This is a genomic window from Acidovorax sp. 1608163 (genome assembly GCF_003669015.1).
GTDB lineage: Bacteria > Pseudomonadota > Gammaproteobacteria > Burkholderiales > Burkholderiaceae_C > Acidovorax.
On sequence record NZ_CP033069.1, the window covers coordinates 3909146 to 3924990 of the forward strand.

Here is a 15845-nt window from a genome sequence, read left to right on the forward strand (position 1 = left end):
CTTATTTGTAGATGGATTCGGGATCTTTCAAGACCGGATCGACCGGCTTCCAGGCCCCGTCCTTGAGCACGCTGAAGAAACAGCTGTGGCGGCCCGTGTGGCAGGCAATGCCAGGTTCGTGCCCCTGCTGGGTGACTTTGAGCAGCACCACGTCGTTGTCGCAGTCGAGGCGAATTTCGTGCACCGTTTGCACGTGGCCAGACTCTTCGCCCTTGAACCACAGCTTTTTGCGCGAGCGGCTGAAGTACACGGCCCGGCCCAGCTCGGCCGTTTTGGCCAGCGCTTCGCGGTTCATCCAGGCAAACATCAGCACGTCGCCCGTACCCTGCTCTTGCGCAATCACGGGCACCAGGCCCTGCGCATCCCATTTCACTTCATTGAGCCAGTTCATGGGCGGATTGTCGGTGATTTGGATTGCACGCCTGACTGCACACCCAAAATTTAAGTCATTTGGGCTGCAAGCGCTTATCAATCAAGCGCAAGCAGCTATCTATTTAATAGCAAACAATCGACTCACAGCCGCACGGGAATGCCCCGCTCGGCCATGCGCTGCTTGGCCTGGCCCACGGTGTACTCACCGTAGTGGAAGATGCTTGCGGCCAGCACCGCATCAGCACCACCTTGCTGTACCCCGTCGGCCAGATGGTCCAGGTTGCCCACGCCGCCCGATGCGATCACGGGCACGGTCACTGCGTCGCTCACCGCGCGGGTCAGGGCCAAGTCAAAGCCCGACTTGGTGCCATCGCGGTCCATGCTGGTCAGCAAGATTTCTCCAGCGCCCCGCTGGGCCATTTCCTTGGCCCAGGCCAAGGCATCCAGCCCAGTGTTCTTGCGGCCGCCATGGCTGTACACATCCCAGCCGGGGCCCACCGGCTGGCCGTTGGCCCCCAGGCGCAAGGCATCTTCCTCAGACCGGCGCTTGGCATCGATGGCCACCACAATGCATTGGGCACCGTATTTGGCCGACACGGCGTTGATGACCTCGGGGTTGGCGATGGCGGCAGAGTTGAAGCTGGTCTTGTCCGCGCCCGCATTGAGCAGGCGGCGCACGTCTTCCACCGTGCGCACACCGCCACCCACCGTGAGCGGGATGAACACCTGGCTGGCCACCGCTTCGATGATGTGCAGGATCAAGTCACGGCCATCGCTGGTGGCGGTGATGTCCAGGAAGGTCAGCTCATCGGCGCCCTGGGCGTTGTAGCGCGCGGCAATCTCCACCGGGTCGCCTGCATCGCGCAGTTCAACAAAATTGACACCTTTGACCACACGGCCTCCGGTCACGTCAAGGCAGGGAATGATGCGTTTGGCAAGCATGGCGCGGGAAGATTAGAAAGAGAATCAAAAAAGAAATGGGCTACCAGAGGGAGCGCCCCATTGGGCGAAGGCGCCAGCCCCTGCGCAGTCGCGCAAGATACCACGGCGCACAGCCCGCACAGCCGCTTCAGCGCTGCAAACTCGCGGCCACGCCACTTTGCCAGCGCCACGCGTCTTCGCACATCTGGTCCAAGCCCAGTTGTGCAGACCAGCCCAGCAGCTGCTGGGCCAGGGCCGGGTCGGCCCAGCACTGCGCCACATCGCCAGGGCGGCGGTCCACGATGCGGTAGGGCACGGGGCGGCCGCTGGCCCGCTCAAATGCCTGCACCATGTCCAGCACCGACACAGGCCGGCCCGTGCCCAAATTCACCGTGAGCAAGCCTGGATGTTCGCGCAAGTAGCGCAACGCCGCCACATGCCCATCGGCCAGATCGCACACATGGATGTAGTCACGCACCCCGGTGCCATCGGGCGTGGGGTAGTCGCCGCCATACACACTCAGCGCCTCGCGCAAGCCCACGGCCACCTGGGCCACATAGGGCAGCAGGTTGTTGGGAATGTCTTGCGGGTCCTCTCCGATCAACCCGCTGGCATGGGCACCCACCGGGTTGAAATACCGCAGGCGCGCAATGCGCCATTGCCCCGGCTCGGCCGCATCCACATCGGCCAGCACCTGCTCCATCATCAGCTTGCTCCAGCCATAGGGGTTGGTGGCAGACAGCGGAAAGCCCTCGCGGATGGGCACAGAAGCCGGGTCGCCATACACCGTGGCCGACGAGGAAAACACCAGCGTGCGCACATTCGCCGCCCGCATGGCGCCGAGCAAGGCCACGGTGCCCGCCACATTGTTGTCGTAGTAACGCAGCGGCTCGCGCACGGACTCCCCCACAGACTTGAGCGCCGCAAAGTGGATGACCGCGTCCACCGCATGCTCGGCAAACACGCGCTGCAGCAGAGCGGCATCGCGAATGTCACCTTCGATGAAAGGCACAGGCACGCCGGTGATGCGCTCGACACGCTCCAACACCGAGCGGCGGCTGTTGCATAGGTTGTCGAGCACCACGAATGGAATGCCTGCATTCGCCAAAGCGACGCAGGTGTGAGAGCCAATAAAGCCTGCCCCGCCGGTTACAAGAATCACGCTGTTGCGCTCCTAAGGATGTGGATAGAACGGACGACTCCGCTCCAGGCCCGTCACTATACTGGCCGCGCCATAGACGCCGCAGCGGCCAAGGCGCTGCTACCTTGTGCGCGCTTGATCACCATTGTTAACAATTGCCCATGTCCAGCACTACACAATGGTGCATACCCCATGAACATGAACCCATCCCCGGGCATCTCTTCCTTGCAAAACCCACCCCCTTCTGCACTTGAAAGCACCGTGGTGCTGCGCCCTTCCGGCAGCCTGCTTCCTCGTGAGCGTGATGCGATGGCCTTTGCGTCGTGGCCCGCGTTTGTAGCTTCGGGCTTTGCCCCGTTGGGCTTTTACCTTGACGGCTGGACCGGGCCGGACGTGGCCACCCTGTGCGAATCCATACGGCACAGCCCATGGTGGGATCGCCCGATCTGGGTATCGGAAAGCACTGAGCCCCAGCCGACGTGGGCAGATGCTACAGGCTCACTGAGCGAGGCCATTGCGGCAGGAGAGCGGGCCCTTGCAGCGCGCAGAAGCCTCAAGCTGGACCCCTCTGGCCTGCATTTTGATGAACGTGTGCTGTACTTCATGTACCTGCGCGACGGCGCAGAGCTGACCCCCTTGTGTGACCGCAACAGCGCACAGTTGTATCGCTACCCCTTGGTGGAAGCCTTGGCCCACGAGGGAGACGACGTGGCGGCTTGTTTGGCCACGCTGTCGCGGCGGCGCCTGCTGGAGCCTGCCGAACTAATCGACCGCACACGCCACTGCAGAGCCTGTGGCAGCGCCCACATCCACTACCTGGATGTGTGCCCCCATTGCTCCAGCATCCAAATCAACAAAGCCCCTTCGCTGCACTGCTTTACCTGCGGCCATGTGGCGCCAGAAAATGATTTTCACGACGACGGTGGCTTGAGCTGCCCAAAATGCAGCACAGCACTGCGCCACATTGGCGTGGACTACGACCGACCACTCACCCAATACGCTTGCGGCAGCTGCCACCATGTTTTTGTCGAGACCAGCGTGGTGGCACGGTGCCTGGACTGCCGCAACACCACCGAACCCAATGCGCTGGACGTGCGCGAGATCTCCTCGCTCAGGCTCAGCGCCCACGGGCGCGCCGCCCTCAGAGCGGGGCAAATCCGTGAGTCGTTCGCAGCCCTGGACACCGCCAACTATGTGGAGCCGGCGTACTTCCGCCGTCTGCTGGACTGGGCTTTGGCCACCCACGCCCGCCACAAGGAAATGCACTTCGCGCTCATGCTCGTGGAATTCCAGAACGCGGCCGAAGTCATCGAAAAACAAGGGGCTGCGCGCGTCTTCCTCATGCTGGACGAGTTTGCACGCCGTCTGCACGAGTTGCTGCGCACCTCGGACCTGACCACGCGCACCCAAGAAGAACGCTTGTGGTTGATGCTGCCGTTCTCTCACCCCGAAGGCCTGACAGCGCGACTGCAGAAGGTGCTGCAAGAGCAGTCCAGCCAGCATGGGGAAGCGGCTCTGCGCGTGCGCATTCGCCACCTGCAGATCCCTCACGATCTGCAAAACCACGATACCGCGGTACAACTCATGGGGCGCCTTCAGAACGCGGATTGACCCATGTGGGATCAGATAGTTTTTGCCTTCGTCACGCTGTTTGCCAGCTCCACCCAGCAAAACTGGCTGGAACTGGCCTGGAAGTTCTTTCCCTTCGTCGTCCTCCTGGAGGCACCCTTCTTTTTGCTGGTGACCGCCGGCATGGTGCGCTACGGCCTGCGCAGGCACCGCCCCGAACGGCAACGAGAACGCTACCCACGGGTGTCGTGCGTAGTGACCTGCTATTCGGAAGGCGATGATGTGCGCAAGACCATTCAGTCGCTGGCGCAGCAGCTGTACCCGGGACACATCGAGATCATTGCCGTCATTGACGGCGCCATTCAGAACCGCCCCACCTTGCTGGCCGCGCGCAATGCCCGCGGGCTTTTGGCAGGGCAAGCCAAGCGGGCGCTGGTGGTGCTGCCCAAGTGGCAACGCGGGGGACGGGTATCGTCCCTCAATGCAGGGCTTTCCATCGCCACGGGCGAAATCGTCATGGCGCTGGATGGCGACACGTCATTCGACAACGACATGGTGCGCAATGCAACGCGTCACTTTGACGACCCCGGGGTGGTGGGCGTGGCAGGCAACCTGCGTGTGCGCAACGCCAAGAAAACGCTGGTGACCCGGCTGCAGGCGCTGGAATACATCCTGTCGATCGGTGCTGGCAAAACCGGCCTGTCCGAGTTCAACATCGTCAACAACATCTCGGGCGCCTTTGGCGTATTCCGCACCGGGTTCATCCGCAACCTGGGCGGTTGGGATGCGGGGTCGGCCGAAGACCTGGACATGACCACGCGGATCAAACAGTACTTTGGCAGACACCCCGGGCTGCGCATCGTGTTTGACCCACATGCCGTAGGGCACACCGATGCACCCGACACCTGGCGCATTTTTTTTCGCCAGCGCTTGCGTTGGGACGGGGACATGTTCTACCTGTTCATCCGCAAGTTCCGCTTCAACCTCAGGCCCAGGCTGCTGGGTTGGCGCAATTTTTTGTTTGTGGCCATCAACGGGCTGGTCATGCAAGTGCTGATGCCTTTTCTGATCGTTGCCTACACCGGGGTGATGCTCTTCACCCTGCCCATCGGGGCGGTGCTGGGCGTTCTGGCATTTATCTACTTGGTCTATCTGTGCGCCATTCTTTTTTATTTCATGCTCTACGTGATTGCCGTCTCTGAACGACCTGTAGAGGATCTGGACTACCTGCGCTTTCTGCCTTTGGTGCCGTTGTTCGCTTTTGTCAACCGCATCCACTGCGCCTTCTCCATCCTGCAGGAGCTTTTCCTGAATTCGCACCTCGACTCCTCGATGGCACCATGGTGGGTGCTGCGCAAAACCAAGTTCTGACATGTTGAAACGCAAGGATTTTTGGGCCCGCACACCCTTTGTCGTGGCCTTTTGGCTGGGGCTGCAAGCCTCCACGGCATGGGCCAACGCAGTACCGTTGTCCGATCTTGAAACCTGGGCCCAATCCGCAGCCCCCGCTGTGCGCGTTGCGTTGGCAGAAAAGGACCTGGCAGCACATCGCGCAGAAGCTGCCAAAGCCAGCCAAGGTGGTCGCCTGTTTGGTGGGGCCAGCCTGGGCAATGCACGCGAGGCCGTGACCGACACCACCAGCCGCAGCTACCAGCGGGCACAGATGCAGCTCGGCGTGCGGTGGCCCCTGCTGGGCAGCCGTGAAGCCCAACTGCGCAACGTAAGCGAAGCGGAACAAGCGACCACGGCAAGGCAGGTGCGCCTGCAGCAAACCCAAAACGAAGCCGTGCAAGCGGTACGCCGCGCCTATGTGCGCCACCTGCGCAGCGGGCAGCGCATTGCGCTTGTCGAGGCCTTTATGGCAGGACGCTCCACCACACAGGGCCTGCTACAACGCCGCACTCAAGCCGGTTGGATGCTGGAGGCGGAACGCTTGGGGCTGATGGCCACCTTTGACGCAGCGGAGGCCACGCTCCGGGCCCAACGCGCAGCACAAGAGGCAACGCTGCGTGAACTGTCGCGGCTGACCGGGCGCATGGTTCAAGCCGTTCAAGCGGCCCCCCTGACGTGGCCCGACGTGTGCCACCACCCTGAGACACTGCGGGCGCAAGCCGATGAACACCCCACCGTGCTGCTGGCACGCCTCGAGCTTGAGGCCGCAGACCAAATTGCAGGCCACTTGCGCAAAGAAGGCATTGCGGCGGGTGTGTCTGTGGCCCAAGGCATTAGCAAGGACCTGGGTGGCCCCCCAGGACACAACACCACCGTGGGTATCGACATCTCCATACCACTGGACTGGCGCGGGCAACGTGACGCCACACTAGGACAAATACAAAGCGAGCGCCACCGCGCAGAAAGCCTGTTGGAACTGCGACGAGGCGAATTTCTGGAGGGCCTGGAACAAGCCCTGGGCCAGTGGCACCTGAGTCAAGCCGAAGCGGCTGCACCGATGAAACAGCTGAGCGCCGCCACCGAAACCTTGCGTGTGGCCATGCTGCGGCATGAGCGCTTGGACGATGGTGACGGCTACGCGCGCCTGCTCACTGCCCGCTACGCGCTCATGCAGGTCGCCCTGCAAGTGGTCGACGCACAGGAGCGCCGCGAGGTGGCCGAGTTAGCGCTGGCCGCGTGGTCTAGCAGCGGGTGCAGCCATCCTGGCGTCAACCCCCAAGACAAGTTGACGGCAGCGCTAGCGCCTACCTTGCTTGCGCTATCACCCCAGGTCGCCAATGCCCCGCCAGACACGGCAACAACAGCCCCACAACGCACGCTGCGAAGCACCGAAGGCACCTCCGATTCAAGTCTAGGCTGGTACGTGTGGGATGGGCAGGCCATGCTCCAGCGTCCAGAGCAACTGCGAACACTCCCGCCCGAAAGCCGCCGCGTTCTGCTGTCCTTCACCGCCAAACAGCTCACAGGGCTGGAGCAGCCTGCGGGCCGTAGGCAACTTAGCCAATTCATCACCCACGCCCAGCACAGGGGGCTGACCGTTGAGCTGCTGCTAGGCGAGCCCCTCTGGGTGCTTCCTTCACACAGGCAAAACCTTCTGGACCAGTTGGCGCGCATTCGCGACCTGCCTTTCCATGCCCTGCAACTGGACCTGGAACGCAGCCAACTGCCCGAGGCCGATCAACCGCAATGGGGCGACCTGGTGGTGGAAACCCTGCGCGCTACGCACGCCGTGGCGCCTTGGCCCCTGGGACTCACAACCCACTACCGTGAGCTGGAATCTCCAGACTTCGCACAAAAGGTGCACGCCGCAGGTGCGACCGAACTGACCGCCATGGTCTACGTCAGCAACCCGGCCCGAGTGGTTGAAATTGTGAAGGGCCTGCTGCCACTTCAAAGCCTGCAAAGCCCTGACGGGCTGCGCTGGTCCATCGCCCAAAGCGTGGAGCGCACTTTGTCGCCACAAGAGAGTAGCTATCCAGCGGGCAAAGCCACCGCCTTGCAACGCTGGAAGGAACTGGCACAGGCCTTGTCTCCAGAGCCAGGCTTTGGCGGCATCGTCGTGCAGTCGTGGGAAGAATTTAAAGAGGCACGCCCTTGAAAATACAGTTTGATGTTCCTCCCAGCTCTCCACAGGAGAGCAATGGCCTGTCCGTGCGCTACGCTGCCTCCAAACGCCAGGTGCCACGTTGGCGCTGGTACCTTCTGCTGGCCATGGTGCTCACACCTCCCGCCTACCTTATGGGACGGTTTGCCGTGTCGTACTGGTGGGAGACAACGCCCGGATTGGTCGTGACCGAACAAGTGGTCGTTCGGGCGCCTGTGGCCGGTCAAGTTGCACGGATTGCTGACGTTGGCGAACGGCTGCGCGCTGGCCAGGCTTTGATGGACTTGGAGCAGGAACCATCGGCATTACCAGACGTGGCAACACCCGCCAACCCCCAACCCCCTGTGCAGCCCATCGCGGAGCCATTCGCGCCCAACCAACCCCTGGCCATCCGTTTGTCCATGCAGGAGGAGACCCAACGTCTCACGCTGCAGCAACTGGCGCTTCAACAGGAAAAACTGAAAGCCTTGCAAGCCCTTCGTGCAGAGGGTGCTGCGACGCGCAACGAAGTCGACAATGCCCAGGCCGTGGTGCTGCAAACACAAGCAGAAGCCAGCAGGGCCCGCGCTGCGGCCAGTGAATCTCGAAGCCTGCTCGCGCAGGCACGTGTGGCCACACTCATCCCAACGCCAACTACCGCCACGTCCTCCAGATCCGACAAGACCCAACCCACCAGAACGCCGACGTTGAAGGCCCCCTTTGACGCAATCGTAGTGCGACAGCTGGTTCGTTCCGGGGAACACGTAGAAGCAGGTGCCGATGTGGCCGTGGTGCAGGGCACAGCCAAATCCCCCTGGTACACGCCTACCTGCCCCCCGGACAAGCACGCTATGCCCAACCGGGCAGACTAGCCACCCTGCACTTCATGGATGGCCGCAGCCTGCGCGCCGAGGTACTGGACGTGGTTGCAGAGGCAGAACGTACGCCTGCTGAGCGCGTCTCGCCCCTCACACCCCGCATGCCGTCGATCGTGGTGCGCCTCAAACCGCAGGCCGATCTGCCACCCGGCTACCGCATTCACTACCTGCCATTGGATGTGCGGTTCGACTGGGTTTGGGGCGGATGGTGGTAACAGCCCAAAGAAGCATCCGCGTCTAGTCCCGGTTCAGCAAATCTCGCTATCGCACGCGCACTTCATTCGCCTGGGCGAGTGAAGGTGAAGCAAGAACCGAAAGCCCCTTGCACCGGTGTGTGGCTGTACACCCACACCGGTCATGCACGGATTGCGAACAATGGTCAACACCTCAAGAACAAAGGCCGCGCTGACCGGGTAACTTTCCCAAAGCTCCAACGCGTCTCCACAACGATCTCGGGTGCACCGAGATAGCCACATTAGTGCGTACACACATCCACCATGCCCCTTTATTTATTGAGGATTTTCTTGATACGCATCTAGCGTCCTAAAATCAAAACCTTTTGTTACACCCATTGAGCAGCATGGGCATGCGAATGCTGTCGGGCATTGCCAAGTGATGGTCGGTCCTGCACCATGTACAGCACTCCGCTACCACCACACACCATGATCTGGTCACTGCGCGGCTTCCTTCTATTGACGCTGAGTCTGGCCTCCCTGTGGGTGGCTGACGAGGCTTCGGCCAAGACCCGGCCCGCCATTGCACTGCACTATGGCCACAATGCGCCCCTGGAAGACTTGAAGGTGTTTGACATCGTCGTGGTGGAGCCAGACCACGGCTATGACCCCATCGCACAGCGCGCCAAGGGAAGCGAGCTTTACGCCTACACCTCGGTGGCCGAGGTTCAACCCAGCCGCAGTTATTTCAAAGACATCCCGGCCGTTTGGCAACTGGCACGCAATGGCCATTGGAACTCTGTCGTCCTGGACCAGACGCCCGCGCCATGGCCCTCCTTCTTTGCGGACCGCGTGATTGCGCCGCTGTGGCAGCGCGGATACCGCGGCTTCTTTCTGGACACGATGGACTCTTACCGTCTTGCCAGCCATTTTGATGAAGCCGCACAGCAAGCGGGCCTGGTCCGCGTCATCCAGACGCTGCACGAGCGCTTTCCTGGCATCCGACTCATCATGAACCGGGGCTTTGACATCGTGCCCCGGGTCAAAGACAAGATCGAAATGGTGGCCGCAGAGTCCCTCTACCGCAGCTGGAATGCAGGAGCCAACCGATATGAAGAGGTGCCTGACGCCGACAGGCAGTGGCTGCTGACGCAACTGCGCACGATCCAGACCCGTGACGGCATTCCCGTGCTGGCGATCGATTACGTTCCACCAAACGATAGAGCGTTGGCACGCGAAACCGCCAAGCGCATTCAGGCGGATGGGTTCACACCGTGGGTCAGCGACAGTCGCTTGGACACAGTGGGTATCGGCGCCGTCGAGCTGGTACCTCGGCGCATCCTGATCCTCTACAACGGAGCCGAAGCCCCTGCCGTCAACTACACCAGCGCCCATCGGTTCCTGCAGATGCCACTGAACCATATGGGGTATGTGGTGGACTATGCGGATGTGCGACAGCCACTTCCGAAAGACATTTACCGAGACCGCTACGTGGGTGTCGTCACCGCATTCAACGGATACATGCCCAGCGCACTGCGGCGCGAATTCAGCACATGGCTTCAAACGCTCAAAAACCAGGGTATGCCATTGGCCATCGTCGGTGACTTTGGTCTCGCCCCTGACAAGTCTTGGGCAGACATGTTTGGCATACAGGGCACCAGCCTCAGCATCTATCCTCCTTTGCAATCACAAAAGCAGCACCCCATGATGGGGCTAGAGGCGGCATCCCCCCTGTGGAAAAGGACTCCGCTCCAGCCCGCCTGGTAGGACCCCAAGCCGCCCAGGCCATCCCACTGGTTGAAATGAAAGATCAAAAGGGCCAGCGTTTCGTCGCCGCCGCGCTCATGCCTTGGGGTGGTTTTGTGCTGGACCCTTACGTGTACAACGAACTGCCTGGCACCGAGCAAACCCGCTGGGTCGTGGACCCTTTTGAATTTCTGCAAAAAGCACTGAGGCTGCCCTTTATGCCTGTGCCCGACATCACCACCGAAAGCGGACGCAGGCTGCTCTTGGCCCATATTGACGGCGATGGATTTCCTTCACGCGCAGAGATGCCCGGAGCGCCAGTGGCAGCGCTAGTGCTGCTGAAGGAAATACTGGAGAAATACCGCATTCCGCAAACCGTGTCTGTGATCGAAGGCGAGATCGCACCTCATGGATTGCACCCTGAGCTAAGCGGGCAACTAGAGGACATTGCTCGCAAGATGTTCAAGCTGCCGCATGTGGAGATTGCCAGCCACAGTTTTTCGCACCCATACCTTTGGGACACCGATGTCAAGCACGGCATTTTTTCCGACAGCAACGAAGTCGAGTACCACCTGAACATCCCCAACTACCAAGTGGACATGCTCAGGGAAACCCAAGGCTCGACCGACTACATCCGCAAAAACCTCGCGCCCGCAGGCAAGCCCGTGCGCGTTTTTCAATGGACGGGAGATACCGCCCCTAACGAAGCCGCATTGAAAGCCACCTACGACGCAGGGCTGCTCAACATCAACGGGGGAGACACCTTCATCTCTCGCAGCAACCCCTCGCTGACCGCTGTGCGGCCCCACGGAATCACCAAGGGCAACTACCTTCAGGTGTATGCCCCATCGCCAACGAGAACATCTTCACCAATCTGTGGAGAGGGCCCTTTTATGGATATGAACGGGTTTTGGAGACGTTTGAACTGACGGACACCCCCAGGCGTATCAAGCCCGTGGGCATTTACTACCACACGTATTCAGCCTCGAAAGTGGCAGGACTGCAGGCCTTGCGCAAGGTCTACAACTGGGCCCTGAACCAGCCTCTGCACCCGGTATTCACATCCGAGTTCATCCGCAAGGTTCAAGACTTTCACACCTACGCCATTGCAATAGAGGGCGAAGGCTGGCGCGTGCGCGGTGCAGGCCATCTGCGCACCTTGCGGTTCCCCATCGCAGCGGCAGCCATGGTGGCGCACCTGTCAGCCAGCGAAGGCGTTGCTGGCGTGAGTGAAGGCGTGGAAGGCAGCTACGTGCATTTGACCGGAGCACAGGCATGGGTCGCCAACCCCGCCTCAGCCTTGGGGCCAAGCGGATCCACCTCAGAAACCCGCATCTGGCTGCACGATGCCAACGCACGCGTGACCCAATGGGAACGCAAACAGCAGGGCCTGCGCACCGACTTCAGCCTGCAAGGCTACATGCCGCTTCAATTCACACTTTCGGGCATGGTGCCCACTTGCAAGGTGAGTGCCAACGGCCAAACCTTGGCTGCGACCAAATCCTCTGAAAAAGAGCGCCCCGACCTGCGCACCTACCGCCTTCCTGATGCTGCCGCGCAAATCCAAATACTCTGCGCCGGTCGCTGAGCGCCCCGTCCTGGCCAGCTACTGGATCACCGCCTTGCTGGCGGTGTTGGTCAGTGGCGCACTGTGGCTGATGTACCCCCGCCAAGACCTGGAAAGGCGCTTGGTATCGTCCAGCCGCGACTCCAGCCTGTCTCTGGCGTACCTGAAGAACCTGCTGCGCAGCGACCCCACCAACGTGCAGTTGCAGCAACTGATGGCCCAGCGCGTTGCGGTGGAAGAAGAGCGCAAGAAACGAGAAGAAGCTCTCGCCAATCGCAAGCCCACCGCCTGGACCCGCTGGAGCGATGCCATGGACGGCTTCCACGCTCTACCCCAGGCAGACGCCGAGGCACGCAACGAACGGCGCACCGAACTGATAGCGCAATTGCACGAGCTGACGGCCGATGAGGTCCCTGCAGATGTACTTCCAGCGCTGGCGGAAAACGCCTTCCAACTGGGCGACCGGCTGCTGGGCATTCAGCTCTATCGCAGGCTGGGAGACGCAGCAGACTCTGCAGAAAAAGCCGTGCCACTTTACGTGCGAGCAGCCCGTGAAGCCCTGGCGGTATCCGCACACCCACAGGCCGCCAGCCTTTACATGAAGGCCAGGCATGCAACGACCAGCCCAGAACAGGCCAAGGCGCTGTACCTGAGTGCGGTGGCGGCCATGCAGGCCTCTGGCAAGCCTGCGGAGGCTCTGGCCTTGGCACAGCAAGAAGTGGCAGGTCTGGACTCCGATCCTGTGGTCCTGCGGACCTTGGTCGAATTGGCACGCGCGGCAGGCAAACCCGCTGTGGCAGAGCAATACGTCAAGCGACTGCTCCACCTGGCTTTGCTGTTGCAGTGGCAAGCAGGTAACACGGTGCTGGCCGATGCCCCCTCGACGACGCATCCCGCGAGCCCAGCGCTTGTGCCCGCGTCCCATGCCGAGGGCTTCCCCATGGACCGACAAAGCGACCTGCAGCCCCGCTACGAAGATCGTGCCTATTTGCTGGACACTCGCCTGCTCAACCGCCCCACCCACATGGGCATGCAACGATGGACCACTGCCCAAGGCCAAGGACAGACAGCAGCCAAGGCAGGACCTGGCCTGCCCTTTGACAACCAGATCTACAGCCTGGGCTACCAGGTGTTTCTGGAAAACCGCAACCTCGAAGACGCTTGGTTGGTCGCCCGGTCTGCCGTGCAGCAGTCGCCTTCAGATTTACAGTGGCGTGAAAGGCTTGCGCAGGTAGCAGAGTGGACACAGCGCAGTGACGTAGCACTGGAGAACTGGCTGGTCATTGCCCGAACAACGCAAAAAGATGCCGCGTGGCAAGCCGTCTTGCGGCTCGCACCGGGCCTGTTTGACGACACCGCTTTGATCGAGGGGCTGCGCTATGAATTACGCCGTGCGCCACACAACACCAAACTGACGCAGGAACTGGTCATGGCCTATGAGCGGGTGGGCACTCCCCAGCCAGCCATTGACTTTTTGACACACCAACCGCCCACGCCTGCCAACCTGGAATTGCTGGCAGACCTCGCCACGCGATCGGGGCAAATGGATTTGGCGCTGAACACCTGGGCGCAGCTGCTGCGCGACCCCGCCCAACTGACCCCTGAGCGCGCCTTGCGCGCCGCAACCCTGGCTGTGGTGCGCGGAAAGCCCAGCCTCGCCATGGAGTGGCTGGAAAACGCGCGCGCCACCCTGAAGCCAGACACCCCTGAAGCCACAGACTTTTGGCGCATGACAGGGCTGCTTGCAGAACGGCAACAGCGCGACGCCGTGGCCTTGGATGCCTACCGCCAACTGCTGGCCAGGCCAGATGCGGCCATTGCGGACTACGACGCAGCCATCCGGCTGCTGCAAACCGACCACCCACTGCAAGCCGCCGAAGTGGCCGTACAAGCCTGGGACCGCTTCGACAAAGCACGCCACCTGATCCTGGCCATGACCACTTATGTGGGGCGCAGCCAGTGGAGCGATGTGAAACGCCTTCTGGACAAACTGGACCCCGCCAAAGAGGCCAGCCACCACGCCAGCGCCCCCCTGTGGCGCGAACCCCAATTCCTTCGCCTGGCGGGGACGTACTACCAAAATACGGGCAACATTCCTCGCGCGGGACAGATGCTGGAGGCTGGTTTGCGACTCGCCCCAGATTCAGCCGAAATGCGCCAAGCCATCGTGTGGCTGCTCATCGACAGCAACGACAACGTGTCCTTGCGCAAGCTGCTGGCCACCCATGAACCCGATTGGAGCCAGGACAAGGAGATGCACGATGCCCTGGGTTCGGCCTACCAAGCACTGTCATTGCCTGCCGTGGCCCTGGCACGCTATTTCAAGCCACAGCTAGCAGAGCGCCAAGGCGACTTCCTGTGGCTGATGAATTACGCCGATGCGCTGGACCAGAACCAGGAGACAGACAAGTCATGGCGCATGCGCAAGCACTTGCTGTCTGCCGAGTGGGCGCAGGCCCACCAAGGCCAGGCCATGACCCGGGCGCAAGCGCGTGAGCGCTGGCTGACCGAAGAGGGGTTGGAGGCCACTCGCCGCCTCGCCCGTGCACGGCTGCTGCTACAGCAAAAGCCCGGCGACCCGGCATTCGATACGCTGCGCGAATTGCTGCGGCTGGACCGCGATGCCCAGGGCAACCTGTCCAACGCGGCGGCAGAGACTGCCATAGGCTGGCTGCAAGATGCAGGCCAGTACGCGGCAGAGCGCGGACTTTTGTGGCAGCAGTACGCACGCAGCCAGAGCCTGCGCGCCAACCGGCCGCTGTGGGCCGACATCACGGTCGCCCTGGCAGAACAAGACAAGGCCACGACAGGGGCTTTGCTGGAGACCTTTGGCGAACGGCTGCCTCGCTACGACCGCATCAACGCAGCAGTGGCCATCCAGGACTTGCGCCAAGCCCAAACCGTGGCCTTTGAAACACAGCAAGACCAGCCCGACGACAACCCCCTGCACCTGCAGCTGACAGAGAACCTGCTGGCTTTCAGCGACCATGCAGGGCCACAGTTGGAGTTGCGGAAGTTGGGTGATCTGGACGAAACAGAAGCCACCGCGCAGTGGCACATGGCCCTGAGCCCCCGCCTGTCCATGGACCTGAGCCTCACCCGCATCGAGCGCACCGTGGGGCTTTCAAGCCAGCTCAGCCATCCCTCGCAAGAACGCGGAGTGAAGGTGGACCTGCGCTGGCAGGACCACGACTCCACCACCACCTTGCACCTGGCACGGCGCGAAAGCCTGGCCAGCTACACGCCCGTGCAAATTGAGCAGGAATGGCGCATAGACAACCGACTGACACTGCGCATGGACCTGGGCTTGCAATTGCCCACGCAAGAAAGCACCGTCATGCGCATGGCCGGGATGAAGGACCGTGCAGGCATCAGCCTGCGCTACCAAGCATCGCGCATCGACCAGTTCACCATGGAGCACTGGCGCGAGCGCTACAAGCTACAGACCGGGGGAGCGCTGGGCTCCGGCAGCCACTCGGCCCTAACGTACATGCACTCATACCGGGTCGAGGCCCCTAGCCTGGAGATGGGCGCGTTCTGGTCCCAGCATTCGTATGACCGGCGTGACCCCGGAGAGCTGGCTGGCCAGGACCTGGCCTTTTTGCAGTACCTTCCGCCCGAAGTGCGCCGCGTGAGCGACACCTACTTCCTGCCGGAGAACTTCAGCTACTACGGCCTGCAGATCTCGACCAACACGCGCTTTGAGCGCGACTACACCCGCGCACTGCAGCCCTATGGCAGCGTGGCCAGGACTTGGCACAGCCGCCAAGGCCCCGGCTACAACCTGCGCCTGGGGCTGTCTGGCAGTGTCTGGGGGGCCGATCACCTCAACCTGGGCTGGAGCCTGGGCAAAGGGGGCACCCTCACCCAAGGCCTGACCCGAGAGATCCAGCTGCGCTACCGCAAACATTTCTGAGCATTGAAGACTTCACCGAAAGGCAAA

At 61.8% G+C, this 15845-nt stretch carries 12 protein-coding genes; 9 read left to right on the forward strand and 3 right to left on the reverse strand.

Annotation, left to right across the window (positions count from 1 at the left end; all coding sequences use genetic code 11):
* Position 1: 1 nt before the first annotated feature.
* The 3 genes from hisI to galE form a co-directional block, all read right to left on the reverse strand.
* Positions 2–391, reverse strand: coding sequence for a phosphoribosyl-AMP cyclohydrolase (gene hisI, locus EAG14_RS17410; protein WP_099658029.1), 390 nt, complete (start codon positions 389–391; stop codon positions 2–4).
* Positions 392–513: 122 nt separating this feature from the next.
* The gene (hisF, locus tag EAG14_RS17415; RefSeq protein ID WP_099658028.1) at positions 514–1314 is read right to left on the reverse strand and encodes an imidazole glycerol phosphate synthase subunit HisF; all 801 of its coding nucleotides are present in this window, start codon (positions 1312–1314) and stop codon (positions 514–516) included.
* 127 nt (positions 1315–1441) lie between these two features.
* On the reverse strand, positions 1442–2455 hold the full coding sequence (gene galE / locus EAG14_RS17420) for a UDP-glucose 4-epimerase GalE (RefSeq protein ID WP_121729631.1): 1014 nt from the start codon (positions 2453–2455) through the stop codon (positions 1442–1444).
* 177 nt (positions 2456–2632) lie between these two features.
* Here galE and EAG14_RS17425 point away from each other — a divergent pair, with 177 nt between their 5' ends.
* From EAG14_RS17425 to EAG14_RS17450, 9 genes are all read left to right on the forward strand, one after another.
* A complete protein-coding gene (locus tag EAG14_RS17425) occupies positions 2633–4045 on the forward strand; it encodes a diguanylate cyclase domain-containing protein (RefSeq protein WP_240456820.1) in 1413 nt (470 codons plus the stop codon).
* A gap of 3 nt (positions 4046–4048) precedes the next feature.
* Positions 4049–5374 carry a glycosyltransferase gene (locus EAG14_RS17430; RefSeq protein WP_121729633.1) on the forward strand — a complete coding sequence of 442 codons (1326 nt, stop codon included), beginning with the start codon at positions 4049–4051 and terminating at the stop codon, positions 5372–5374.
* Position 5375: 1 nt separating this feature from the next.
* Positions 5376–7553, forward strand: a complete 2178-nt coding sequence (locus tag EAG14_RS17435; protein ID WP_240456821.1) for a TolC family protein — start codon at positions 5376–5378, stop codon at positions 7551–7553.
* Positions 7550–8410, forward strand: a complete 861-nt coding sequence (locus tag EAG14_RS17440) for a multidrug transporter (RefSeq protein WP_240456822.1) — start codon at positions 7550–7552, stop codon at positions 8408–8410. The genes EAG14_RS17435 and EAG14_RS17440 overlap by 4 nt, the downstream gene beginning before the upstream one ends.
* A gap of 14 nt (positions 8411–8424) precedes the next feature.
* Positions 8425–8631: a hypothetical protein gene (locus EAG14_RS23420; protein WP_240456823.1), complete on the forward strand. Its 207-nt coding sequence runs from the start codon at positions 8425–8427 to the stop codon at positions 8629–8631.
* Between the two features lie 447 nt (positions 8632–9078).
* Positions 9079–10356: an endo alpha-1,4 polygalactosaminidase gene (locus EAG14_RS23425; protein ID WP_240456824.1), complete on the forward strand. Its 1278-nt coding sequence runs from the start codon at positions 9079–9081 to the stop codon at positions 10354–10356.
* A gap of 35 nt (positions 10357–10391) precedes the next feature.
* Positions 10392–11264: a polysaccharide deacetylase family protein gene (locus EAG14_RS23430; protein ID WP_240456825.1), complete on the forward strand. Its 873-nt coding sequence runs from the start codon at positions 10392–10394 to the stop codon at positions 11262–11264.
* Positions 11246–11923 carry a hypothetical protein gene (locus EAG14_RS23435; RefSeq protein ID WP_240456826.1) on the forward strand — a complete coding sequence of 226 codons (678 nt, stop codon included), beginning with the start codon at positions 11246–11248 and terminating at the stop codon, positions 11921–11923. The genes EAG14_RS23430 and EAG14_RS23435 overlap by 19 nt, the downstream gene beginning before the upstream one ends.
* Positions 11883–15818: a tetratricopeptide repeat protein gene (locus EAG14_RS17450; protein ID WP_205603422.1), complete on the forward strand. Its 3936-nt coding sequence runs from the start codon at positions 11883–11885 to the stop codon at positions 15816–15818. Before EAG14_RS23435 ends, EAG14_RS17450 begins: the two co-directional genes overlap by 41 nt.
* Positions 15819–15845 lie beyond the last annotated feature (27 nt).